This is a genomic window from Cohnella sp. GbtcB17, assembly GCF_019091135.1.
Taxonomy (GTDB): domain Bacteria; phylum Bacillota; class Bacilli; order Paenibacillales; family Paenibacillaceae; genus Cohnella.
Genome location: NZ_JAGXJW010000006.1, coordinates 18,456 through 42,370, shown reverse-complemented (window position 1 = coordinate 42,370; position 23,915 = coordinate 18,456). Strand labels below are relative to the sequence as shown.

The 23,915-nt window shown below is 55.7% G+C and carries 22 protein-coding genes; 12 read left to right on the top strand and 10 right to left on the bottom strand.

What is annotated here, in order from left to right; translation table 11 throughout:
- Positions 1–15: 15 nt before the first annotated feature.
- A complete protein-coding gene (locus KVT38_RS04460) occupies positions 16–510 on the bottom strand; it encodes a MarR family winged helix-turn-helix transcriptional regulator (protein ID WP_217592490.1) in 495 nt (164 codons plus the stop codon).
- A 201-nt stretch (positions 511–711) separates the two neighbouring features.
- On the opposite strand from KVT38_RS04460, the gene KVT38_RS04455 reads away from it, so the two are divergent.
- The 7 genes from KVT38_RS04455 (at position 712) to KVT38_RS04425 (ending at position 9,797) form a co-directional block, all read left to right on the top strand.
- Complete coding sequence (locus KVT38_RS04455; protein WP_217592489.1) at positions 712–1,836, top strand: family 10 glycosylhydrolase; 1,125 nt, start codon at positions 712–714, stop codon at positions 1,834–1,836.
- Between the two features lie 115 nt (positions 1,837–1,951).
- Positions 1,952–2,812: an ABC transporter permease gene (locus tag KVT38_RS04450; RefSeq protein WP_217592604.1), complete on the top strand. Its 861-nt coding sequence runs from the start codon at positions 1,952–1,954 to the stop codon at positions 2,810–2,812.
- 24 nt (positions 2,813–2,836) lie between these two features.
- Positions 2,837–3,730, top strand: a complete 894-nt coding sequence (locus KVT38_RS04445; RefSeq protein WP_217592488.1) for a carbohydrate ABC transporter permease — start codon at positions 2,837–2,839, stop codon at positions 3,728–3,730.
- Between the two features lie 24 nt (positions 3,731–3,754).
- Positions 3,755–5,380 carry an extracellular solute-binding protein gene (locus KVT38_RS04440; protein ID WP_483298158.1) on the top strand — a complete coding sequence of 542 codons (1,626 nt, stop codon included), beginning with the start codon at positions 3,755–3,757 and terminating at the stop codon, positions 5,378–5,380.
- An 81-nt stretch (positions 5,381–5,461) separates the two neighbouring features.
- On the top strand, positions 5,462–6,259 hold the full coding sequence (locus KVT38_RS04435) for a response regulator transcription factor (RefSeq protein ID WP_217592487.1): 798 nt from the start codon (positions 5,462–5,464) through the stop codon (positions 6,257–6,259).
- Between the two features lie 19 nt (positions 6,260–6,278).
- Entirely contained in the window at positions 6,279–8,042 is a 1,764-nt protein-coding gene (locus KVT38_RS04430) for a cache domain-containing sensor histidine kinase (RefSeq protein ID WP_217592486.1), read from the top strand.
- A 225-nt stretch (positions 8,043–8,267) separates the two neighbouring features.
- Positions 8,268–9,797: a vWA domain-containing protein gene (locus KVT38_RS04425; RefSeq protein ID WP_217592485.1), complete on the top strand. Its 1,530-nt coding sequence runs from the start codon at positions 8,268–8,270 to the stop codon at positions 9,795–9,797.
- Between the two features lie 171 nt (positions 9,798–9,968).
- On the opposite strand, the gene KVT38_RS04420 is transcribed toward KVT38_RS04425, so the two are convergent.
- Together KVT38_RS04420 and KVT38_RS04415 are read right to left on the bottom strand one after the other, a co-directional pair.
- Positions 9,969–10,808, bottom strand: coding sequence for a TIGR02452 family protein (locus KVT38_RS04420; RefSeq protein ID WP_217592484.1), 840 nt, complete (start codon positions 10,806–10,808; stop codon positions 9,969–9,971).
- A complete protein-coding gene (locus KVT38_RS04415; protein ID WP_217592483.1) occupies positions 10,793–11,368 on the bottom strand; it encodes a riboflavin biosynthesis intermediates N-glycosidase in 576 nt (191 codons plus the stop codon). The genes KVT38_RS04420 and KVT38_RS04415 overlap by 16 nt, the downstream gene beginning before the upstream one ends.
- 319 nt (positions 11,369–11,687) lie before the next feature.
- On the opposite strand from KVT38_RS04415, the gene KVT38_RS04410 reads away from it, so the two are divergent.
- Both KVT38_RS04410 and KVT38_RS04405 read left to right on the top strand, forming a co-directional pair.
- A complete protein-coding gene (locus KVT38_RS04410) occupies positions 11,688–12,371 on the top strand; it encodes a helix-turn-helix domain-containing protein (protein ID WP_254638994.1) in 684 nt (227 codons plus the stop codon).
- Complete coding sequence (locus tag KVT38_RS04405; RefSeq protein WP_217592481.1) at positions 12,371–12,781, top strand: toxin-antitoxin system TumE family protein; 411 nt, start codon at positions 12,371–12,373, stop codon at positions 12,779–12,781. Before KVT38_RS04410 ends, KVT38_RS04405 begins: the two co-directional genes overlap by 1 nt.
- 137 nt (positions 12,782–12,918) lie before the next feature.
- On the opposite strand, the gene KVT38_RS04400 is transcribed toward KVT38_RS04405, so the two are convergent.
- The 7 genes from KVT38_RS04400 to KVT38_RS04370 form a co-directional block, all read right to left on the bottom strand.
- Positions 12,919–13,794, bottom strand: coding sequence for a carbohydrate ABC transporter permease (locus KVT38_RS04400; protein ID WP_217592480.1), 876 nt, complete (start codon positions 13,792–13,794; stop codon positions 12,919–12,921).
- A gap of 15 nt (positions 13,795–13,809) precedes the next feature.
- Positions 13,810–14,775, bottom strand: coding sequence for an ABC transporter permease (locus KVT38_RS04395; protein ID WP_217592479.1), 966 nt, complete (start codon positions 14,773–14,775; stop codon positions 13,810–13,812).
- A 109-nt stretch (positions 14,776–14,884) separates the two neighbouring features.
- Positions 14,885–16,531, bottom strand: a complete 1,647-nt coding sequence (locus KVT38_RS04390) for a type 2 periplasmic-binding domain-containing protein (protein ID WP_217592478.1) — start codon at positions 16,529–16,531, stop codon at positions 14,885–14,887.
- Positions 16,532–16,675: 144 nt separating this feature from the next.
- A complete protein-coding gene (locus tag KVT38_RS04385; RefSeq protein ID WP_217592477.1) occupies positions 16,676–18,964 on the bottom strand; it encodes a helix-turn-helix domain-containing protein in 2,289 nt (762 codons plus the stop codon).
- Between the two features lie 195 nt (positions 18,965–19,159).
- On the bottom strand, positions 19,160–19,654 hold the full coding sequence (locus KVT38_RS04380; RefSeq protein ID WP_217592476.1) for a GyrI-like domain-containing protein: 495 nt from the start codon (positions 19,652–19,654) through the stop codon (positions 19,160–19,162).
- A gap of 63 nt (positions 19,655–19,717) precedes the next feature.
- Positions 19,718–20,674, bottom strand: a complete 957-nt coding sequence (locus KVT38_RS04375; protein WP_217592475.1) for a helix-turn-helix transcriptional regulator — start codon at positions 20,672–20,674, stop codon at positions 19,718–19,720.
- 38 nt (positions 20,675–20,712) lie between these two features.
- The gene (locus KVT38_RS04370) at positions 20,713–21,420 is read right to left on the bottom strand and encodes a MerR family transcriptional regulator (RefSeq protein ID WP_217592474.1); all 708 of its coding nucleotides are present in this window, start codon (positions 21,418–21,420) and stop codon (positions 20,713–20,715) included.
- Between the two features lie 155 nt (positions 21,421–21,575).
- On the opposite strand from KVT38_RS04370, the gene KVT38_RS04365 reads away from it, so the two are divergent.
- The 3 genes from KVT38_RS04365 to KVT38_RS04355 all read left to right on the top strand — a co-directional run bounded on the left by KVT38_RS04365 (position 21,576) and on the right by KVT38_RS04355 (position 23,789).
- Positions 21,576–22,286 carry a VOC family protein gene (locus KVT38_RS04365; RefSeq protein WP_217592473.1) on the top strand — a complete coding sequence of 237 codons (711 nt, stop codon included), beginning with the start codon at positions 21,576–21,578 and terminating at the stop codon, positions 22,284–22,286.
- A 63-nt stretch (positions 22,287–22,349) separates the two neighbouring features.
- On the top strand, positions 22,350–23,207 hold the full coding sequence (locus KVT38_RS04360; RefSeq protein WP_217592472.1) for a hypothetical protein: 858 nt from the start codon (positions 22,350–22,352) through the stop codon (positions 23,205–23,207).
- Between the two features lie 201 nt (positions 23,208–23,408).
- Positions 23,409–23,789, top strand: a complete 381-nt coding sequence (locus tag KVT38_RS04355; protein ID WP_306795286.1) for a hypothetical protein — start codon at positions 23,409–23,411, stop codon at positions 23,787–23,789.
- Positions 23,790–23,915: the final 126 nt, after the last annotated feature.

Sequence of the window (23,915 nt, the reverse complement as noted above, 5' to 3'; positions counted from 1 at the left end):
ACGTTTTCCCCCGATTCATTCCTGAGGTGCATCCGCAGACAAACTCCGAAAGTAAAACTCCTGTTGTTTACGCATATAGTCCGAGGCTTTCTTCATCATCTCGGCAAAGCGTACGCTTTCTTCTTCTCCCAGATGGTCCACGAGATCAACGAACATCTGAAGGCGCGCCTCATTGATGCGTTGAATATACGAATTGCCTTTCTCCGTAAGCCGGATTCTGACGACCCGCCGATCGGTTGGATCGGCCTGGCGCTCGACAAGCTCTTGCGCCTCCAGACTGTTGATATGCTGCGTTACCGTCGGCGAAGTCACATTCAGTTTTCCGCTTATCTCCGACACCATCAACCCCGGACCGTCGTCCTTGACATTCCTGTTGATGAAATAGAGAACCATAATCTCGCCCGGCTTTTGATTGTGCACGGCGCGATTCTGCATGATGTTGCCGCTGGCTTGCGATTCGAAGTACGATGCCATCAATCGCTTTGCGATTTCCTTTTGCTCGTTCGACAAGGTCCTCACTCCTTGATTAGGCCTTCATAACATATTGGTCACCAAGTAATTCGGTTACCAACTAAATAGGTAACCTAAGCATATACTCTCCATTGATTTCTTGCAATTATCGTTGATCCGTATTGTGTTTTTATCCCCGCCTTCCCCCTACAATTAAATGCAACGACCGGTCGAAGATCATTGGGGAGAGGGAGTCCAGCCATGTTCAAAAAGTCCGCCAAGCACGGCTTGGCCTTGGCCGCCGTCCTGTTGGCCAGCGGTACCGCCATTTCGGAGGAGCAGTCGGCCCAGGCCGCGAGCGGTGCGTTCGTGACCGAAGTGATCGTGCGGACCGTCGAGAATTTTCACAACCACACGGATGTCGTGAAGTTCATGAATAGCGCGGCAACCCGGCATGTCTCGGTCATCAACCTGAACGTGAAGGAAGACGAGGACGATACGGTTCCTTCCGGCTATGTATTCTACGACAGCGCGATCGCCCCGATCGCGCCGGGCTACGAACAGTTCGACGCGTTGGCCGACGTCATCGCCGAAGCGCACGCCAGAGGCATTCAAGTCCGTGCCTGGATCCCCCAATTCCACGACAAAGCCGCGTTCGACCATGACGCCTCGTGGAAAATGATGGCGCTTAAAAACGGCCAGATCGCGCCATTCACGGGCGCAAACGGCAACGAGTACTTCGTGAACCCGATCCATCCCGGCGTTCAGGCGTACGAGCGCTCGATCATCCGGGAGATCGTGTCCAACTACGACGTGGACGGCGTGGTCCTGGACTGGCTTCGCTTCGACGACTACAACATGGACATGGGCACGTATACGCGGCAAAAATACAGCTCCCTCTACGGCTATGATCCCGCCACGATCGACTTCACGACCGACAATGCCAAGAGACGGCAGTGGAACGACTGGCGAACGACGCAGATCGGCAACTACGTCAGAGACGTGGCGGCCGACATCGACGGCATCGTGCCCGACCTGTTTACGGGCGTGTACATTCTGCCGCCGGAATTCACCGAAGTCGGCCAGGACGCGGCCAAATTCAAGAATCATGTGGACTTCGTCTCCCCGATGGCCTACTTCGCGGACTGGGGATTCATGCCGTCCTGGGTGTACGACGCCGCGGGCATTCTCTCCCAGACGAGAGCCAAGATCGGCGACAAAGAGATCATCCCGGGTCTCGACGTCTGGTGGTCCAACGCGGAGTACCGCCAGATCTATGCCGGCATCCGGTCCGAGCAGCCGGAGGTCCAGAACCTCGCCTTTTTCCTCTACGGCAAGTGGACGGACAACGACCTTAAGAAAATAGACAGCCGCAAGAACTGGTAACACCCATCATCGCACGCGTCCTGCGCGCCGGCCGCCCGGCGACGCGGGATGCGCCGCTCAAGGAGGCCCCGCCGCCGTGAAGAGACTGCTGCTCCGTCAGTGGGACCTGCAATTAATGGTCATCCCGGCTCTGATCTTTATTTTTATCTTTAGCTACGTCCCGATGTACGGAATTGTAATCGCGTTCAAGGACTACGACATTTTCCAAGGTTTGAACGCGAGCCCCTGGGTCGGGCTGGACAACTTCAAGGAGTTCCTCCGCGCGGAGGAGTTCAGGACGGTCATGCGCAACACGCTCGCCATCAGCTTCCTGAAGCTGGTGATCGGCTTCCCCGCTCCGATCCTGCTGGCGCTCATGCTGAACGAGGTCCGGATCCCGATCTTCAAGCGGATCGTGCAGACGATCAGCTACCTGCCCCACTTCCTGTCGTGGGTCATCGTGTCCGGCTTCGTGCTCACCATGCTCTCCTCCGACTACGGCAGCCTGAACATCGCCCTGGAGAAGCTGCACCTGATCGACGAGCCCGTCAACTGGCTGACGATCCCGAACTACTTCTGGGGGATCCTCATCGCGACCGGCCTTTGGAAAGGGATCGGCTTCGGATCGATCGTCTATCTCGCCGCCATCTCGGGCGTCAATCCCGATCTGTACGAGGCCGCAGACATCGACGGCGCGGGCCGGCTCCGCAAGATCTTCTCGATCACGCTGCCGTGCATTCTCCCGGTCGTCTCGATCTTCCTCATCCTCGCGATCGGCGACCTGCTGAGCGCGGGCTTCGAGGACATCCTGCTGCTGCAGAACGACATCGTCCGCGACGTCTCCGACGTGCTGGACACCTACGTATACCGGATCGGCATCAAGAACTCGCTGTTCTCCTATGCCGCCGCGGTCGGCCTGTTCAAGGCAGTCATCAGCGTCGTCCTGCTGACGTTCGCGAACGCCCTTGCCCGGAGATCCGGCAACAGTCTATGGTAGAAATACAGATGCGGAGAGCTCTCTATGAAAATATCCTACGGTGACCGCCTCACGTCCGGCATCATCTACGCGCTTCTGGCGCTGCTCGCGTTCGTAACCTTTTATCCGTTCTGGAATTCGGCCGTCATCTCGTTCAACACCGGCGCCGACACCTCGCTCGGGGGCATCACCTTCTGGCCGAGAGCGTTCACGCTGGACAACTACGAGATCGTCTTCCAGGACAAACGCCTGGTTCACGCCTTTCTGATCTCCGTCCTGCGCACGGTGATCGGCACCGTGCTGTCGATCGCGGCGACCGCCGTCTTCGCTTACGGGATGTCAAAGAAGGAGCTGGTCGGGCGCAAGTATTACATGATTTTCTGCATCATCCCGTTGTACTTCGACGGCGGACTGATCCCCTCTTATATGCTGATCCGGTCGCTCGGCCTCATGAACTCGTTCTGGGTCATGGTCATCCCCGGTCTCATCAGCATTTGGAACATGATCGTCTTCCGCACTTTTTTCCAACAGCTGCCGCACAACCTTGAAGAATCCGCTAAAATCGACGGATGCGGCTACTGGCAGACGCTCTTCCGGATCGTGCTCCCGCTCTCGGGACCGGTCGTCGCCACGCTGGCGCTCTTCTCGGCCGTCGGGCATTGGAACGATTGGTTCACGGCGACGCTGTACATCTCCGATACGAAGCTGCTTCCGATCCAGACGCTGCTGCAGCAGATTCTGAGCTCCAACATTATGTCCGAGCAGATGATGCAGACCAGCGCGGCCGCGCAAAGCCATATCGCTTCGGCGCGTTCGGTCACGACCAAGTCGCTCACGATGGCCACCATGATGGTCGCCACGATCCCGATCATTCTCGTCTACCCTTTCGTGCAGAAGTACTTCGTGAAAGGCGTTATGGTCGGTTCGTTAAAAGAATAATAACCTAGAGAATCGAGGGGATCGCTGTTGAAGAAAAATAGAATGATGGCCGGCGTGCTGGCCCTGACGCTCGGCGCCGTCGCCGTCTCAGGCTGCTCGAACGACAATAAACAAGAAAATACCGCTTCCCCTCCCGCCTCCAGCGGATTCGTGTTCGGCGAGACGCCGGTGAACTTCTCTTTTTACGGCAACTATGACTGGTACACCATGCAGCCGTGGGGCGGCGATCCCGCCACCAAGTGGATTCAGGAAAATAAAAGGGTGACCGTGACGCCCGTCGCGGCGCAAGGCGCTTCCGTCCAGAAGTTCAATACGATGGTCGCCTCCGACGATCTGCCGGACGTCCTGTTCATGGACCGCGGACCGCTCGTGGAGAAGCTGCGCAAAGCCGGTAAGCTCGTCGCCCTCGACCCGTATCTCGACAAGTATCCGAACCTGAAGAAGTACGCCGGCGAAGAGACGCTCAACATGCTCCGTTCCGAGGACGGCAAGCTCTATCAGTTCCCGAACTGGTACACGTCCACGCCGATGGGCAACGGCGGCTATATGATCAACAAAAAAATCTACGCGGCGCTTGGCTCGCCCAAGCTTGAGACGTTCGAGGATCTGCGCGTCTACCTCAAGCAGGTGAAGGAGAAGTTCCCTGACGTCGTGCCCTTCGATATCGGCTTCGGCACACAGGGCATCAGCATCCTCTTCTCCGGCTTCGGCGAGGACCGCACGGGCGCCTTCACGTCCTACGGATTCGTGCCGAACGGGGACAAGCTGACTTCGCTGTTCTCCGACCCTACGTTCAAGGAGACGCTCACGTTCGCCAGCTCGTTGTTCCGCGACAAGCTCATCACGCAGGACGCGCTGACCCAGACGAAGGATCAGGTCGTCGAAAAGCTGAACACGGGCAAGGTCGCGGTCTATGCCTCCTACGACACGTCGGACCTCGGCAGCCAGGCGACGACCGAGCTGAAGAAAAGCGATCCCGAAGCCGGCTACAAGATGATCTGGCCGCTGCACAAGGAAGGCGTCGATCCGAAAAAGGTATACCCGAACAACTATGACAGCATCGGCTGGAACGTCAACGTCATCACGACCGAAGCCGAAAATCCCGAGGGCATCTTCGCCTACCTGGACTGGCTCACCGGGGAAGAGGGCGAGCGCGTCATTTTCTGGGGACCCGAAGGCCTGTACTGGGACGGCGTCGACGAGAACGGCGCGCCGAACTGGACGGAGAAGTTCAAGACCGACGTGGAAGAGCGGACGAAGTTCATGGCGATCACGGACAGCTTCCAATGGGCGGGCAATACGAGCTTCATCGACGGCTCCAAAGCGGCCAACAACATGAAGCTGCCCGAGGATCAACGGGACTGGGCCGCCGAAGCCCAGCTGACGATCGCGTGGAAGACATCGTACAATACGACGCAATTTTCCAACCTCGCACCGGATTCGTCGACCGAAGAAGGCAAGGCGCTGCAGAAGGTCGCGGACATCGAGACGAGTGTCATCGCCAAAGCGCTCTACGCGGGCAGCAACGCAGAGGTCGAGAAGATCATCGCGGACGGCGAAGCCTCGGCGAACAAAGCCGGCTATCAGAAGCTGCTCGACTACGAGACCGCCAGATGGCAGGAGAACCTGAAGAAAATCAGCGGTCAATAAAAGCCCAATCGCAAGCCGGAGAGAGTATACTGAAAAAACAGTGTACTCTTTTCTGCATCATCATGGACGGGGGAAGCGCGAATGTACAAGGTGCTGTTGGTGGACGACGAGGATCTGGATCTGGAGGCGCTGCAGCGCTTCATCCCCTGGCAGCGGCTGGACATGCAGGTCGTCGGCGCGATGAACAGCGCGGTGGCCGCCGCGAAGTACGCCGCCGAGGCGGAGCTCGACGTGCTCGTGACCGACATTCGCATGCCGCTCATGTCCGGGCTGGAGCTGGCGAAGCTGGCCCAGGAGAAGAACGACGGCCTGCGGATCGTCTTCATCAGCGGCTACGAAGACTTCTCCTATGCCAAGCAGGCGCTCAGCCTGAATGCATGCTCCTACATCCTGAAGCCGGTCAACGATGATGAGGTATACGATGCACTGGCCAAGGCGAAGGCACAGCTGGACTATGCGCGCGGGATGAAGGAGACCGAGCAGGCCTACCGGGAAATGGTCAAGCGGCAGGACGCCCGGCCGGAGACGCTCCCGCCCTCCCCCTCGCTGACTTTTAAGAAAAACCGCAAGCTCGCCCAAGATATCGTCGCCTACATACACGCGCACATGCACGAGGTGATCACCTTGCGCAACGCGGCCAACGCTTTTTCCTATACGCCCAACTATCTCGGCCTCATCTTCAAAGAAGAGACGGGTATCTCCTTTTCCGATTATGTCGTTCAAGCGCGTCTGGAGAAGGCTAAGGAATTGCTCAAGCATACGAATCTCAAAATCTACGAAATCGCGGATCAGGTCGGCTACCGGAACCTGAACTACTTCAGCAAGCAGTTCAAGGACGGCTTCGGATTGTCTCCCCTCGAATACAGAAGGCTCAGCTAAGCGGAAGAAGGCGACGCATATGACCGATAAACCCAAACGCTACATTCCGTTCGGCTACAAGCTGCTGGTCTCGTATATGCTGATCTGTCTCATTCCGATCATCGTCATCGGCCTGGTCTCCTACTTCACCTACGTAAGCGCCGCAAAGGAGCAGGCCCGGGACAACATGAACGACACGCTCCGGCAGATCGGAGACAACGTCTCCATGAAGCTGGAGGACATTCGACGGATCTCCGACCTGTTGTACAACGACTACACGCTCGCCTCCGATATTCAGAACTTCAACATGGGTTGGGAGAGCTACGAGAGTACCGTCAAATACGTCATTCCCAAATTCCAGAGCACGATCAGCGCCACCGGACAGGACATCAAGCTGACCGTCTATATCAACAATCCGGCGTTTCCCGAGCTGTACGGCAAGTCCGATTCGAAGATCGATCCGCTGGTATCGCAGAAGAAGTCCTTCGAGATGTTCAATCTGAGCCGCATCGAAAACGAGGCGTGGTACCGCGATTTCCCCAAGGAGCAGTACGGCGTCACCATGTCCTGGCAGCAGATCGAAGACGACCGCGCGCACGGCAACATCTCCTTCCTACGGCGGCTCGTCGATTCCAGCGATCCGTTCGCGCCGGAGCAGATCGGCTTCGTCCGCATCGCGACGAAGATCTCCGGCATCTTCCAGAGTCTCGACTACCGCAAGCTCGGGACCGGGACGATCGTGTATGCGGTCGACGACCGGGAGCAAGTCATGTATTCCTCGGACGACGGGATCATCCAGCGCGATTGGCGGGACGAGTCTTCGGCGAACAAGATCGTCATCTCCCAATCGCTGCAGGGCATCGATATGAAGCTGATCGCTGTCGTGCCGACGCATGCGCTGGAAAATAAAGCGAAGAGCCTCACGAACCTAACCATCCTCTTAAGCCTCGTCAGTATCGTCGTCTGCGTCGTCGCCAGCCTGTTCATCTCCCGTGTGTTCTCGAAGCGCGTCGGCAAGATCGTGTCCCAGCTGCGCCTGTTTCAGGAGGGAGAGTACGACAGGCGGATCCGGTACCGGGGCGAGGACGAGTTCGCCTTTATCGCCTCCGCGCTCAACCAGCTCGGCGAGCATATGAACCGGATGATCAAGGAGACCTACCTGACCAAGATCGAAGAGCAGGAGCTGGAGCTGAAGCTGCTGCAGGCGCAGATCAACCCCCATTTCCTGTACAACACGCTGTCCTCCATCAGCCGGCTCGCCCAGTTCGGCGAGGTCGACAAGCTGCAGCTTATGGTCATGGCGCTCTCCAAGTTCTACCGCAATTCGCTCAACAACGGCGAGACGTTCATCTCGGTCGAAAACGAGCTGGGGCAGGTGAAGGCGTACATCGACATCCAGCGCATCAAGTTCAGGGACCGGCTGTCGGCCGAGTTCGCCATCGATCCGTCCGTACGCCGCTTCCACACGGTCAAGCTGATCCTGCAGCCCTTCGTCGAGAACGTCATCGAGCACGCCTGGAGCGGCGAAGGCTTCATCCGCGTCACGATCGAAGCGGCGTTGGAGGACGACTACGTCGTGTTCCGCATACGCGACGACGGCTGCGGCATGACCGAAGAGACGATCGCCCAGATCCTCACGCCGAACGACGGCGTGTATCTCGGCTACGGCATCCGCAACGTGGCGCAGCGCATCAAGCTCTACTTCGGCCCGCAATACGGCGTGAACATCACAAGCAAGCTGGGGAGCGGCACGTGTGTGGAGATCCGTACGCCGGCGGTTGGCGGGCAGCGGGTGGGGGCTTGAAGACGGCATCAGCTATTTATGTCCCGGCCAGTCGATGGCCGGGACTTTGACTTTTTATGCGGATAATTTTTACAACGCTTGCAACATTAACTTGCCTTGGATCGTCTAACTACCAATCGCTTCGTTACACGATAGAAATAGGTATGTAATATTCCTGTAACAAAAAGCGATGGAACCGCATGGAATAAAACGAAAGCGCTGCACAATTAATCGGGGGTGTCGAGGATGAGAAGAAGGGTGAGTTTGGGGTTCGTGCTTTTGCTTGGTGCGATTGTCGCAGGCTGCAGCTCGAGCAGCGATAACGATTCGTCGAACGACAGCGCGCCCCAGTCGGTATCCGAAGCCGCATCAAGCGGGAAAGATTCGAAGGCGGTAGAGTCCGGCACAACAGTCCCGAGATCCTCGGCACCCGACGATATGTTTTTTGAAGATTACGGCACCAACCCCTACGTGTCTACCGCGGACGATCGGCTGTCGACGTTCGCGATGGATGTCGATACCGGCTCGTACACCTTGGCGAGAAGCTATATCGAGGACGGGAACGTGCCGCCGCAGGAAGCGATCCGCCTGGAGGAGTTCGTTAATTACTTCGACCTGAACGACGCGCCGCCCAAGGACGGCAAGTTCGCCATCCATGTGGACGCCGGCTCTTCACCATTCGGGGAAGCCGGCACGCAGCTCGTGCGAATCGGCATCAAAGGCAAGGAGATCGAATCGGCGGAACGGAAAAGAGCGAATCTGACGTTCGTAATCGACGTGTCCGGCTCTATGAACCAGGACAATCGGATCGGATTGGTCAAGCGAAGCCTGGCGCTTCTGGTCAATCAGCTGAAGCCTGACGACCGGGTCGGCATCGTCGTGTACGGCTCAACGGCGCGCACGGTGCTGGAGCCGACTGCTGTCGAGGATGAGCATACGATTCTGTCCGCCATCGAGGAGCTTCAAATTGAGGGTTCGACGAATGCGGAGGCAGGACTTTTGTTGGGCTATAAAATAGCAAGCAGGTTCAATGACGACGAGAACGCGATCAACCGCGTCGTCCTGTGCTCCGACGGCGTGGCCAACATCGGCGAGACCGGTCCCGATGGCATACTCCGCACGATCGAAGACTACGCCGGGCGGAATCTGTACCTTAGCACCTTCGGCTTCGGCATGGACAATTATAATGACGTGCTGATGGAGCAGCTCGCCGACAAAGGCAACGGCGCTTACGCCTATATCGACGACATCGACGAAGCGAAGAAGATCTTCCAGGAGCAGTTAACGGAGACGCTGCAGACGATCGCCAAGGATGCCAAGATTCAGGTGGACTTCGATCCCGCGCAAGTGAAGGGCTACCGGCTGCTGGGCTATGAGAATCGCGCGGTCGCCGATGAGGATTTCCGCAACAACAAAGTAGACGGCGGGGAGATCGGGGCCGGGCATTCCGTCACCGCGCTCTACGAGCTTCAATTGAAGGACGGCGCGTCCTCGTCCAAGCCGTGGGGAAAGGTTACGGTCCGGTACAAGGACGTGGACGACAACAATCGGTCGCGGGAGTCTGCCGCCTCGATCGGCCCTTCGGGCGAGTTGTCCGATGCTACCCTATTCATCGCCGCCGTCGCCGAATTCGCCAAGATCATGAAGGACAGCGAAGGCGTCGGGGAGAGCCGGCTGCAAAACGTGCTCACAATGGCGGAGAAGCACGCCGCCAGCGAGCGGCAGGAGGAGTTCGGGGCGTTGGTGCGAGAATTCATAGCGCTTCAGAGCAAATAAAGGGCAAAGAGGGGTCTCTCCTTAGGTGGGCGGCTTTCCTCATAAGTTGGCAGACCTCGCAAACGTCAAAAGGCCAGCGTCCCCCAGGACGGCTGGCCTTCTTTCAAGGTTTGTTATTGTTTTCCTCGTTGGTGAGCCATTGAACAAGGTCGTACGACACAGCTTGTTGATCTATTTATGATGGTTTTCCTTGCCAAATGCGTCTTCAAAAGCCTTGATGCACGCACGATTCTTCGAACCGTCCAGCACCGCAAAAGTAATATGTTCAAAAAGCGAACCATAGCGTTCTTCAACCAAAAGCGCTCTCCACCAGCCTGCGACTTTTACTGGATCGTTCTTAAAAACGCCGCAGCCAAATGCCCCCAGAATAAGATTCTTGTCTCCATTTTTAGCGAACAGCGCCAACGCAATTCGCATTCGTTCCTTCATGACGCGCAACGCCTGCTCGGTATCTTCTCCCTTTAATACGACCTGGCCGTAATTAACGGCGGGCAGTGTCAGCACCGAAGCCGTGACGGGCTCGGCCAGAAGGTTAAACTTCTCATCTCTAAAAAAAACGACGTTCGGAGAGTAGATCGCATGGTGAGTATACATCATTGAACCGCATGCGCGATTGGCCTTATAGAATCGTTCGTGCCGAAGTTGCGTACCGTATAAACCGCTTGACGCAGCCAGACTTTCCTCTTGTGCCATGGCTCCGTTTAAAAATCCGCCTCCCGGATTTTTGGCGCTGGCAAAGTTAAGAACGCCTACATGCTCTTTTCCCGACCGAGCCAAGTTCAGAATCGCTTTGACGGTCGCCACATTCTCTACCGAACAATCAGCCAACGGACCTTCCGAATGAACGCGAATATGCTTTACTTCCGCTTCGGCTTGCTCCGGCGTGGTCAGTACGCTACGATCTTCCGCGTATTTCTGTTTTTCAGCGATATTCACTTGATTTCCGTTAATCGTATAATATCCTTGCTGCATATATTTGAGCGTATCTTGTGCTATTAATTTTCGGTCCACGTCGAATTCTCCCCCTCTAACAAGCCGTCCCTAACCTCAGTCAATGCAAACCCCAGCAAATTCAAACCACGCCATTTTAAAGGATTTTTTGCATCCGGATGGCTCTGTTCCAACCCGATTCCCCATATCCGATCATACGGACTTGCTTCTACCAGTATTCGATTTTGCGTCGACTTTAGGTATGCCCCTAGCTTGCGGTCCTGCGAGAACTTTGCGAAGTTGCCTCTCTTCACAATCTCATAGCAGTTCTGCTCCCAAAGCGCATTTTTAAAATTTTTGACCGCCCGACCCAGGGCCTTCATTTCTTTTGGCTGCGAGGCATTCATAATTTTGCAAAGCGAGTCACCATCATCGAAAAGCCGCGCCTTTTCCGCCATCATATACTGTTCCGTGCACGAGTAGACGACATCCTCGATTTCGAATCTGGACATCCACCATTGGCTCAAACAGCTCTGATTTACGCTTCCGTCCGCCGGCGGCGTATGTCCCCAGAAAAACAAAAACTGCAGCTTCTCGCCAGCGTTGTATGAGCGTCGCAATTGTTCTAGTTTAAGATTCATAAAAGATTTCCCACTTTCATCGGTGTATACCCGATCGATCGCTTATTATTATCAATTTGATAATATTAATTTAATATTATTGATTCGATTTGTCAATCCATTTCTTTTAAACGTTCTGCACTGTCGGGGTGAGAAATTATAGGCAGCGTAAAAACATCGCCAGGCGACTCACCTCGGAAAGCTCATGGAATAACTCTTTTGTCAGTAGTCTATAATGAGGAATAACCGTTATAAGTTTAATTATTGTTCGTTAAAGGTTAATTTAATTTAATTGAAGTTTTAAGAAGTAACTGCTAGACTGGAGGTGAGGTGAGTGTATATGTTTGACGTGATTGAGAAGGAAATGGCCATTGCTCAAGCCATCGCATTGTCGGAAAACATGAAGCCATATCTAAAATTAGAGAATTCTGAAAAAGCGGCGCTTCTCGTCAAAGCGCTGGCTAATTATATCGAGCGGTCGTCCACAAAAGACACGACGGACGTCCTTCAGTCCATCGAGCAGTTACTGACGACGGGCAATACGCCGCAAGCGCTCCAACGCGCCCTTCTCTACATGGTCACGCTCGGCGTCGACTCCGCTCCCGTTTCATTTCGGACGTTCACGACAGGAGAAGCAGCCCGTTTTTTTGGAGTCAGCGTAGCCACGATTAACAACTGGATCAACCAAGGGCGGTTCCAAGGCGTGGAAAAGGGGGAGCGGTTCAAGCAGGCGCGCATTCCGGAGAACGCTGTGTACACAGCCCCAACAGGCGCAAACTCTACGGTCGCAGAAGTTGCACAGCGCTATGAGTTGGAGCAAGCACGCTTGGGAAGAAACAAACCCATGACGGCTGCCGAAGAACTGGCCGATCGTTTGAATACCGTCGTTTATTTTGAGGAGAAATACGGTGGCACGTGGGAAGAGACATTGGCAAAGAAATCGGACCTTACGCCCGGCGAAGCGCGAGATGCGGAGCAATGGATTAACCTGCTAAGATTCATAGAAAAGCGGGAGGACCGGTAATGCGCTTCCCCTCCAACATTAGTCAACTCGAGAGGGACTTTGACGCTGTCCTTCTAGATTCACGCGATGGGGACGGGACCGGGCTACTAACAAGCATCCGAGTCACACGCCATACATTCATCTTCAAGGATGGCTCACGGCTTTTAGTCACGGAGGAATTGAGTGGCGGACTTATTGAGGTTTCTTACTACAACTGGGTCAACCAAGATGGACAAGACATCTTGAAATTCCACAGCGAGTCCCATGACGGCGACTCTCGTTACCAGACGGCCACTGAGCCGCATCACATTCATCCTCCAGCACAATCCACGTTGACCAATCGAACCCGATTCCCCAACTTCCACCATCAGGAACTTCCTGCGATCATGGAGCATATTTTTTTGGCGCTGCTTGCCCAGAAAAAGGTCTGATTCCTGCTAATAGAAGAGTAAAGGGACGAGAAAGCTGTAGGAATTGCGACTACAGCCTTCTGCTTGCCCAAGGGAATGATCGGGATGGGCGCACACGGAATTAACCGATGTTTCAAAGTATGCCCGCCCTTTCCCGGCTACCCCTTCACCGCTCCGATCATCACGCCTTTGACGAAGTATTTTTGCAGAAACGGGTACAGCAGCAGGATCGGCACTGTCGCCACGATGATCGCGGCGTATTTGATCGTCTCTCCGATCGGCATCTTGTCTGCGCCGCCGACGCCTGTCATCATCGAATCCGTGCTGTTCGTGATGAGGATCTCCCGCAGAATGAGCTGCAGCGGATACAGCTCCCGGGTACGCAAGTAGATCAGCGCATTGAACCAGCTGTTCCAATGGCTGACGCCGTAGAACAGGATCATGACCGCCACGACCGGCATGGACAACGGCAATATGATGCGGAACAAGACGGTAAAATCATTCGCGCCGTCCAGCTTCGCCGATTCCTCCAGGCTGACCGGCACGCTCTGAAAGGCCGTCCGCATGATGATCAGGTTGTAGGCGCTCATCGCGCTCGGGATGATGAGCGCCCAGCGGCTGTCGAGCATGCCGAGGTTGTTGATGAGCAGGTACGTCGGGATCAGGCCGCCGTTAAAAAACATCGTGAACACGATCATGAACATGACCGGATTTTTCCACTTCACGCTCTGTCTCGAGAGCGCGTACGCCCCCAGCGACGTCATGAAAATGTTCAACGCGGTGCCGGCGACGACGTAGAGCAGTGTGTTCCCGTAACCGGTCAAGATCGCGGGATTGTCGAACACGAGCTTATACGACTCCAGCGAAAAGCCGTGCGGATACCAGATGAGGCCGCGCATCTTCACCACCCATGCGGGATCACTGATCGAGGCGATCAGGACGTAGAGGAACGGATAGAGGGTAACCGCGGAAAGCAGGAGCATGAGCACGACGTTCGAGCCGTCGAAAAGGCGTTCTCCAAAGCTGCGTTTCATGAGAGCCCCACCTCCTTACCAAAGCTTGTTTTCGCTGGTCCGGCGGCTGATAGCGTTGGCCAGCACGAGCAGCGTAAAGTTGATGAGCGCGTTAAACAAGCCGACAGCGGAGCTGTAGCTGAAGTTGGATTCAAGAATACCCTTCCGGTACACGAAGGTGCCGATGACGTCGGCCGTCTCGTAGGTCGAGCTGTTGTACAGGAGCAGGATCTTATCCGTGCCTACGCTCATGAAGTGACCGATCTGGAGGATGAGCAGGATGACGACCGTCGGCATGATCCCCGGCAGCGTGACGCTCAGCGTCTGCCTCCAGCGGCTGGCGCCGTCGACGCGCGAGGCTTCGTACAGAGAAGGATCGATGCCGGACATCGCGGACAGATAGATGATGGAGCCCCAGCCTACGCTCTGCCAGACGTTCGACGAGATGAAGATCGTCCGGAACCAGCCGCTCTCGCGCAGGAAGGCAACCGGCTCCGCGCCGAACCACGACAGCACGTTGTTGATGAGGCCGTCTCTGGCCAGGAAGTCCACCAGCATCCCGGCGACGACGACCAGCGAGATGAAGTGAGGCATGTACGTTACCGTTTGCACGAATCGCTTCAGCCGGGAGCTGCGAAGCTCATTCAGCAGAAGAGCGAGGATGATCGAGGCGGGAAAGCCGAACAGCAGCTCGTAAAAGCTGAGCAGCAGCGTATTGCGAAGCAGCCGCCAGAAGTAGTAGCTGTTGAAGAAGTCGTTAAAATACCGAAAGCCGACCCAATCGCTCCCCCACATGCCCAGGCCGGGGGAATAATCCTTGAATGCGATCTGCAAGCCATACATGGGCACATAATAGAACAGAACGTAATAAGCGACGACCGGCACAAGCATGATGTAAATATATTTGTTGATCCGGAGATCGCGTAGGGTGCCGTATTTCCAGCCCTCCTTCTTGGCCGCCGGCTTCGCCGTACCGGATTCCCGCTTAAGCATCAGGGACATTCGCATGCCCTCCTTTCGTCTCCTGTGGCGATCCCGCCCGGCACTCCTAGCCGCCGACGGCAGGGAGAGGACAGACCTTCCCCCTCCCCATTTTCCGCTTGGCCGCTATTTATTGCCGTTTATTGAAACGGTCGAGCGCCGCCTGACGAACCTTGATCGCCTCGTCGATGCCCATTCCCTTGATCGTGTCGACGAACTTGTCGAAGTTATCGATCGGCTCGGTGCCCATGATAAACTTGTTGATCATCTCGTCCCGGTACGTTTTGACGTCGTTCATGATCGAGGACGTCTTGGAGCTCTCGTCCGCCGTGAGAGTGACCAGCGGCATCTCCTTGCTGTGATCCGCCTGCGACCAGACCTGCTGCGCCTCGCGCTGCTCCGGCATCGTGAAGTACTGCTCGATGTAGCGCTTATCCTGCACCATTGGACCGTTGAAGCTAGCAAGGAAGTATTTGGCCATCGCTTGCGTGACCGGCAGCTTATCCGGATTGTTCATGATCAGATCCGTGTATTTCGGATAGCCGTTGTCCATCTTATAGCTCTCGCCCTCGATGCCGAAGTTGAACAGCATATGGCCTTCCTCGCCGTATTTGTAATCGAGCCACTTGACGATCTCCGCCGGATTCTTCGCCGAGGTCGTGATCGCCGCGCCGATGCCCGTGAACGGCATCGTGTATTGCCCCATCACCTTGTCGCCCGCTTGCAGCCCCGGATAAGGCGCGCCGACGAGCTTGAAGCCTGGCGTATTCGCCTGGGTAAGAGAGGTATAGCGGGAGATGCCGCTGCCGGGATACGCGGACAGCGCGCCGAGCTGGTTGTTCGTGACCTTGGCGTCCTTCAGCTTGCCGTCGGTCGTCGCATAATCCTGATCGATCAGGCCTTCCTTGTACCATTTGGCCATCGTAGCCAGGAATTGTTTGAACTGCGGCTCGACCGGGCCGTACTTGATCGTGCCGTTGTCGTTGTAGAAGTCGGAGCCGATGCCCCATGCCCCTACGAACAAGTGGTTGAAGTCCATATCCGCGATCGAGAACAAATAAGGGATCTCGTCCTTCTCGCCGTTGCCGTTCGGGTCTTTGTCGCGGAAAGCCGTGAGGACCGTCTCCCACTCCGCCAGCGTCTTCGGAACCGCAAGGCCCAGCTTATCCAGCCAGTCCTTGCGCAGCACCGGACCGTTGACGACGGCGAGGATGGGATCTCCGAGCAGGAACGGCATGACGTAGATGTTGCCTTCGTCCGTCGTGACCAGCTTGCGAAACTCCGGATTTTCCGCCAGCACTTTGGACAGATTCGGCGCGTTCTGCTCGATCAGCTCGTTGAGCCGGAGGATCTGTTTGTCCTTAATCAGGCTGTCCGGTCCTTTGGCGGCGCCGGCCCATCCGAATTCGATCACGTCCGGCAGCTTGCCCGAGGCGAGCATCAGGTTGAACTGATCGAGCTCCTGGCCGACCGGCGGATGCTGGAAATCCACCTTCGTGCCCGTGATCTTTTCCATTTCCTTGTATGCGGCGATCTCATTATAGTTTTTCATGGTGGCGGCTACGTTCGGGTTGAGCGACACCCAATAAGTAAGCGATTTCGGAAATCCGACTTCCTTGGCCGGCTCCGCTCCCTTGGACGCTGCCGTTGTCCCCGCGGCCGCTGCCGCCGTCGAAGCGTCGGGGGAAGCTTCTTTTCCGTTGCACCCGGTCAATAACGCTGTCATCAATGAAGCTGCCGCTACTGAAGCTGTAAGCACTTTCAGAACATTCTTCATTCCATGAACCCTCCCGTATGTTTCGTTTGCGGCTTGCGAGCCCCGCCATTTCACTCTAATTAGAACAAGAGCGGTCTGCCTACAGTCCGTTGACTGAAGTCCCAACCGCTCTTCATATGGGTGACCAACCGATCTTCATGTGAACTAACCGTTCTTCGGAAAATCCGCTCGCTGCGCGGTTTCCCGGTACTTTCCGGGGGTGATGCCTTCCAGCTTTTTGAATACCCGGATGAAGCCGATATCGGTCGCGTACCCGACTTGCCGGGCCACCTGAAGGACGGACAGGTCGGACTCGGCGAGCAGACGCTTCGCCTGCCGAATGCGGATCTCCGTCATATAGTCGGTCAAGTTCACGCCGTTCTGCTTTTTGAAAAAACCGGAGATATACTGCGGCGTCATGCCGAAGTGATCGGCGATCGAGGTCAGGCTGAGCCCGTTGTTTCCGCTGTTGTCGACGATGTATTGCTTGAGGCTTTCATTGAGACGGTCCTTTTGATCCGTCCTCGCCTCCAGCACGCTGTCGCAGACGGCCCGGCAGAGCGACTTGAGCCGGCTGAGCATATCCTCGGCGGATTTGCCTGCCGCGACGAATCGGGCCGGATTGCTGACGGCAGCCGGCAACTGCTCTTCGCCGAGCTTCAGCGCGTGAATGACCTTCAGCATCGTGCTGAGCAGATCGAAGAAGAGCGCCTTGCCCATCTCCGGCGTGATCGCCCCGCTCCCCATGTTCGTCTCGTACAATTCGTCGAGCAGCCGCAGGGCGTCGTCGCAGGCGCCGCTTTTCATATAGTTGATGAGCTGGGATTCGATCTCCATCGGATAGTCGTAGTAGCTCCGTCCGCTCCTGTCGATCTGCTCGTAATAAATGACCGAATCCGCCCCGTGGATGATCCGGTAGTCCAGCGCGTTTACCGCTTCCGTATAGCAACGGCTCGCCTCCCGCAGGCCGGAACGGACCGAGCTGATCCCGATCGCGATGTTCATATGGAATCGCTCTTCGACGACCCTTTTCAGACTATCGACCAGCTCGCCCAGGTTCTCCCCGCTTTCCGGCACGCTCAGCAGCAGCGCCAGCCGGTTCAGCTCCATCTCGGCCGCGTAGCCGCTCTCCCCGATAAAGTCGCTGCTCACGTTAAAAAGAAACCGCACGAGCGCCCAGTCCCATTCGCCGCCTTCGCGCGTGAATTCGCCGTTCTCGTCCAGTTCGACGAGCATCACCCTTACCTCCTCATGAGGAAAACGGATGCCCATAAAGGCCAGCGACTCCTTCGTCAAAGCAGCCGCCTCCGCCTGCCCCTTCAGCAGCCGGGAGAGAAAGTGGGCGCGTACGACGGGAATGTACGCGTTCAGCTGCTCCTTGGCTTCCTCGCTATCCGCCAACGTCTGGGCGATCGACGTCTTGATGAATTCATATTCGTTCAACTGAGCGGGCCGCTCCGCGTTTTTCCCCTTCATCAGGGCGTACATCATATCCTTGATCGGGCTGTAGCTCCGATACGCCATCCAATAAGCGGCCAACGTCCCCGCCCCTACGGCAAGCCCCAGCAGCACCAAGGCCCATACTTTAATATCGTTCACCCGGGCCAGCACGACCTTTTCGGGCACGATCGATATGTACTTCCAGCCGCTTTTTCCCGTCGTAAACGAGATCAGGTCCGCGTCGTCCTTCTTATAACCGTTGCCCTCCCGGAGCCATTCGTCCTTGAATCCTTCCGGCAGCTGCCCGCTGCCAGACGTAGACAGAATGACCCTGTCGTTCTCGTCCAATATAAACATGGAGCCGCTGTTCGCCCATTCGATCTGCTTCAGCAGATCGAAGAACTGCCGATCCTCGATCATCATCACCAAGGTGCCCCAGATATGCTGCTCGTCCCCCAGCGGCAGGGATACCGCACAGAGAATGACGTTCTCCGTCGACGCATCCACCTTCAGCTGCTGGACCGGCCAGAATGTCTTGAAGTGATAGTCCCCCAGCAGCTCCGAACGGATCCTGCTCATGCTCATCCCGGGGAACGCGTACAGATTGTTGAAGTACAGGTTTGTATCCGTTTTCATAGATGGCGTTAAAATGACGTCCTGCTCGCGCAAATGGATGAAGAAATCGTCGACGATGCCGGTGCCGCTGCGAATGTTTTTGAGCGCCTGCACCGCCTCTTGGTACTGAACATACTTGCCGCTCTCTTCGATCGTCCACATCGTCTGCAGTTTGGGATGCGTCGCGACCTGCACGATCAACTGATCGATATCCATCAGCCGATTGTCGGCCACCTGCCGGACCTGCTCCAGCATCGCCAGATTCGAACGGCTCGCATTCTCGATCATCCGGGTCTCCATCCGCGTGTACAAGACGGCGGAGAAAGAGACCGGAATGATCAAAATGACGATGTACGAGAGCCATAGCGTCAAAAAAACACTTTTGCGATTGCGCAGCACCGCGACTCCTCCCTCGGATACGGAATGGCACAGCCACCGGAAAGTATACGATGGGAAAAAGTGTAACATAGGATACCGGGCGTGGATAGGTTATCGGGCATATAAAGAGGCAGAGCGCCGACGCTAGATGCGCCGTGCTCTGCCCGACGGGCGATCTGCCGAAAGTGATTTGCCATTCCCTTTGGCTTCGGCCGTTTAACGTATCGCGATATAAATCTCCGCCTGTCCGTCGTTCGGATCGACCTGAGGGTCATAATACTCAAAATCGCCCGTAAATGTCCGCTCGTTGCCTGCCTGCTGCGACCATTGCCAGATCTCTCCCCATGTCCGCTGCACCGCCTCGATGACCGTCCCTCTTTCCGTGACGAACACGGCGTATTTGGCAGCAGGTACGACAAAGGTTTTAACCGACTCCATATGTATAATAGGCATTGACTCCCCCACGTGCACGCCGACCATGACTTCATACGTTCCGAGGTGGCCCTGCTCATAATTGAAGTAGCAACCGTAGAGGCCCGGAGATAAAATATGCCCGCCCAGTTGCGCTTCGATCCGATTCGCGTAAAACCGTTCATACAGCTTCCCTATTTTGCCTGCACCGCTTAGTTCCGCCTCGTTTGTCGTGACGGTGCTGATCCCGGCCAAGAGGAAGGATGGTCGTTCTTCGATCCGAACAGGTTGTTGATTCATCGTCAATCACTCTCCTTTATGTGCATGCGCCCATTATAAAGAAACCAACCTGACAGCTTTCTGTCAGGTTGGCGTGCGGCTTTTATATTTTTGTGCAATATGCGCTGCGCGGCCGGCGATGATCTCGCGCAGATGGGCAGGCGCCATCACCTCTACGCGATGACCCAAGCCGAGAATGAACCGGTACAGCCATTCGTCTTCCGGGTATGCCTTCTTCACCTGCCATCTGCCGTCCGCCGCCCGCGAGAGTTCCTCGATGCCGAACCACTCCTCCGCCAGATGACGGGCATCGTCGTCGAAGCACAGGACAATCTCCTGCACTTGAGGCAGCTCGTTACTAGAGCTTCCGGCTGTGCCTGACGGTTGCGCCGGAAGCGTCCGGCGGATGAAGGTCCGCCCCGGAGCGATCTCAAGGTCCTTTATTCGCATCAACTTGAACAGCCTGAACTGCTCCTTCTCGAGACAGTAGGCTTGAACATACCAATGTCTTCCCTTGAGAATAAGCGTATGCGGCTCGATCTGCCTGCGCGACAGCTCGCCTTCTGCGTTGGAATAGGTCAGCCCCAAGACTAGGCTGTCATCTATCGCTTCCTTTACCAGCTGCAATTTGGGCTGCAGCCGCTCGTTGCCGTCCCAAGGCGCGTAATCGATCCGGACGCTGCTTGTTTTATGGTTGAATTGCTCGGCGTAGTCGGGCGAAACAACGCTGTTGATCTTCTCCATGAGCCTGAGATGCCGCTCGCTGCCGTACGAGGTCGAGATGCTTCTAAGCGCGGTGACGATGGCGGCAAGCTCGTCATTGGTCATTACGTTGCGATCCAGACGATAGCCTTCCGTCAACCCGATGCCGCCGTTCGTCCCCTGGTAGGTGACGACGGGGATGCCGGCCGCATGGATCGCTTCAACATCCCGGTATATCGTCCGAATAGACACCTCGAACCGCTCCGCGAGCTCCTTGGCTTGCACCATCCGGCGATTCATCAGCAGGATGATGATGGACAAAAGTCTTTCCAGCTTCACTGCATCCCCTCCTGTAGCGAGCTCGTCTCTTATCTATTCTATTTGGAATAGGATGATGAGGAAACAACGTCCAGCAGATTCTGCACACTGGCGACGCCTCTCACTTGCTCTACCAGCGCACGGTCGATATATTGAAGAGCCTTAAGCGCAATTTCCTTGGCCTGGGCCACATTATGCTTATCCAGCTCCGACAACACTTCGCGAACGGTATCCAAGGAATACGCCACTCTTTGAACAGTGCGGATGATCAGCACTTTACGAATATCCGAAGCGCTATAGATTCGGAACCCGCTCTCTTGTTGACGCTCGGGCGCGAGCAGCCCCTCTTTCTCCCAATGCCGGATCGCGGAAGTCGATACGTTCGCTTCTTCGGCGACCTCGCCGATCGTAAATGCCTTTATATTGCGGTACTTTGGCAGATCGTTCAGCTCTTTCAAATCGAGCATATCGACCGTTCGTTGCACGGTTTCTTTTTCGCTATGCAGACGGACCTGAGCCTTGTTGATGAGCCATAAGGCATCCAGTATCTCTCCGCGAATGATGCGCGGCATCACTTCCCGAATCAACCCCATTCCAAAACCGGCATTCATCGCGCGGATACATCGGAAATACGCTTCATGCTCCTTTGTATATATGCGATAGCCGTTGGCCGCTCTCCCGACATCGGGAACGAGTCCCCAAGCTTCGTAATGTCTCAATAAGCTCGTACTTATATTTAATTTTTTGGCGATCTCGTTTCCTTTCATTACAACCCCTCGTTTAAACCTACAAATTAAAGCACATGACGGCTTTAGGCGCTTCAGTCATTTTAACACGCCATAAGTTCCGGAAAACCTTATCATTTGCACGAATTTGATACGCTGGATGTGCAAGGTTCATTTTTGAGAGAGAGGTGTCCAGCATGTTTAAAATCAGGCCCATTTTACCGTGTCCGTCCATAAAGGATCAGGTTTCCTTTTATGAGAGTCTGGGCTTTACAACCGTACGGATTTATACGCGGCCAAATCCGTATGCCGTTGTCCGTTACGATTCGCTCGAATTGCACTTCTATGGAACCAAACGAATAACCCCGCACGAAAACCCTCAGATCTGCTATATCGAGGTTGACGATCTGGAGGGGGTGCATGAGGCATTCACTGCCGGCTTAAAACGATGCACCGGAAAAGTCCCTCGTTCCGGCATCCCGCGAATATCGAAAATAAAGCATCTGGCGGAGGACCGAAGATTTACGATGACGGATTTGGGCGGAAATACGTTTTACATCGGAATGCCGCACGCCGATCCCGCTTTCTATAGAACTCTTGAGAACGCGGCGTATGCCGATAAATTCGAGACGCTATACGATTTAACCTATTCAAAAGAGGACATTCGTTCGTCGTTTAATATGCTGGAAAAATTCTTCCCTGCGGAGGACTATGATTCGGAACAGGTGGGGGACTTGGATCTGGCCAAAATCCTGCTGGTTGCTTTGGACATTCATTTACAACGCGATCACGTAGTGAACCCGGGCATTAGCGATAAGCTTCAGCAGCTATGTAACGCGCATGACACCGATAGCCCGGATTGGAGTAAAATCTTGAATCAGTATCGCGATATTATCGACGGCGAATAGCAAGCGTTTGAACGCATCCCCGCTCCGGTTCGTCTATATGTGAGGCACCAAGGAGGGAAAAAGATGGTTGGATTCGATTACAAAGCGGGTTGGAAAGGGTTAGGCAGTGCGGTTGCGATCTTAATGCTACTGGCCGCATGCTCGACGGCGGAGGCGCCAGGGCGAGAAACGACGGACGATCGGCATAGCGCAGCCTCACCCTCCGCCTCGGCAAACGGCGGCATGGACGCGAGCAACGCGCCGGAAGTCTCCGCTTCGCCGAAAGGCAAAAGCGAGGGAGAGCAGCCAGTCGCCTCCATACCGGAAAAAGACGTTTACCTTTATGCCGAGACGGAAAAGACCGCGGTTCTCGCCGTCGGAGAGGCGCGGCAGACGATGAATTGGACGTACTCGACGGTCCGGGGCGTTATGCCGGCGCTTAGCCTTGGCGACTACGATCATGACGGCGACGACGAGCTGGCGGTCGTGCTTGAGCTTGGCTCAGGGACGGGACTGTTGATAGACGAGCTGCATGTCGTAGAGCTGATGGGAACAGCGACGGGCGCATCGGGCGAGCGGCCTTTTGCCGACCATGTGTTTCAGGAGGAAGACTACTTGGCGCAGCTCGGGGACGCGTTCTCGTTCGAGAAGGTCGACAAGGACGGGAAATGGTTCGGCGAGATCGCGATCGGGGACCGGACGTACGAAGTCGATCTGGAAGCTTTCGTTCGCGAACACGGCGCCGATGCAATCGGGGAAGAGTTGGGGTACGGCGCTATCGTGTATTTCCGGACAGAGGATGAGGGGCTGACCTTTCAGGCAGCGGTCGGGCTAAGGATCGACGGCTTTGCGGAGCCTCAATATGTCGGTAATATTACGGCTTCGGTCAGCTATGATGCGGGCAAGTTCAAGCTCGGCAATTTTGCCTTTGCTGCCGAGTGACGATTCACTGACAGAACCACTGACAGGGGTGCCCTCACATAACTGGGGCTTTACGATCACGCTTTACGATCACGCTTTACGTTCGCGTATGGACGATATCTGCCGGTTGACGTATACTCTTCTTACGAGACGAAGCACGTCCCTCTGCATTCCTTGAGAATGCAGACGGGGCGTTTTTTATTTTTTAGGGGGTCGAGGAAGATGAACTTTGATCAGGTGCATGCTGAATTTATCCAATCCCATTTGGCCCGGAGGAGCGGTGAACGCAGAGGACGGCTGGAGCGCGGACACCGCGAGGCCGAGCGGCTGTTTTGTCAAAATGAATGGTGGAAGCTTCGCGGCAGCTTCGACGGGCTGCATCCTGAGTATGAGGTGACGGATTGGCGCGGGCTGTCGTATTTCTGCGACTTCGTCTGGATCCACCCGGCGGTGAGACTCGTCATCGAGATCAAAGGATTCGGTCCACATGTCAGGGACATGGAGAGGAGGAAATACTGCAACGAATTAAATCGGGAAACTTTCCTGACGGCGATGGCCAAAAAGGCGAATTCAGGCGATCTACCGTGCAAAAGTGCGCGGTAGATTCGCTTTCCAGAAGAGAACTGGTGTGTTTCGGGAGTAAATCGTGCACTTTTGCGCGGTAGACGAGGCGTTGGAATGGTGGGGACGGCGATCGTGCACTTTTGCGCGGTAAGCGAGGCCGATTGA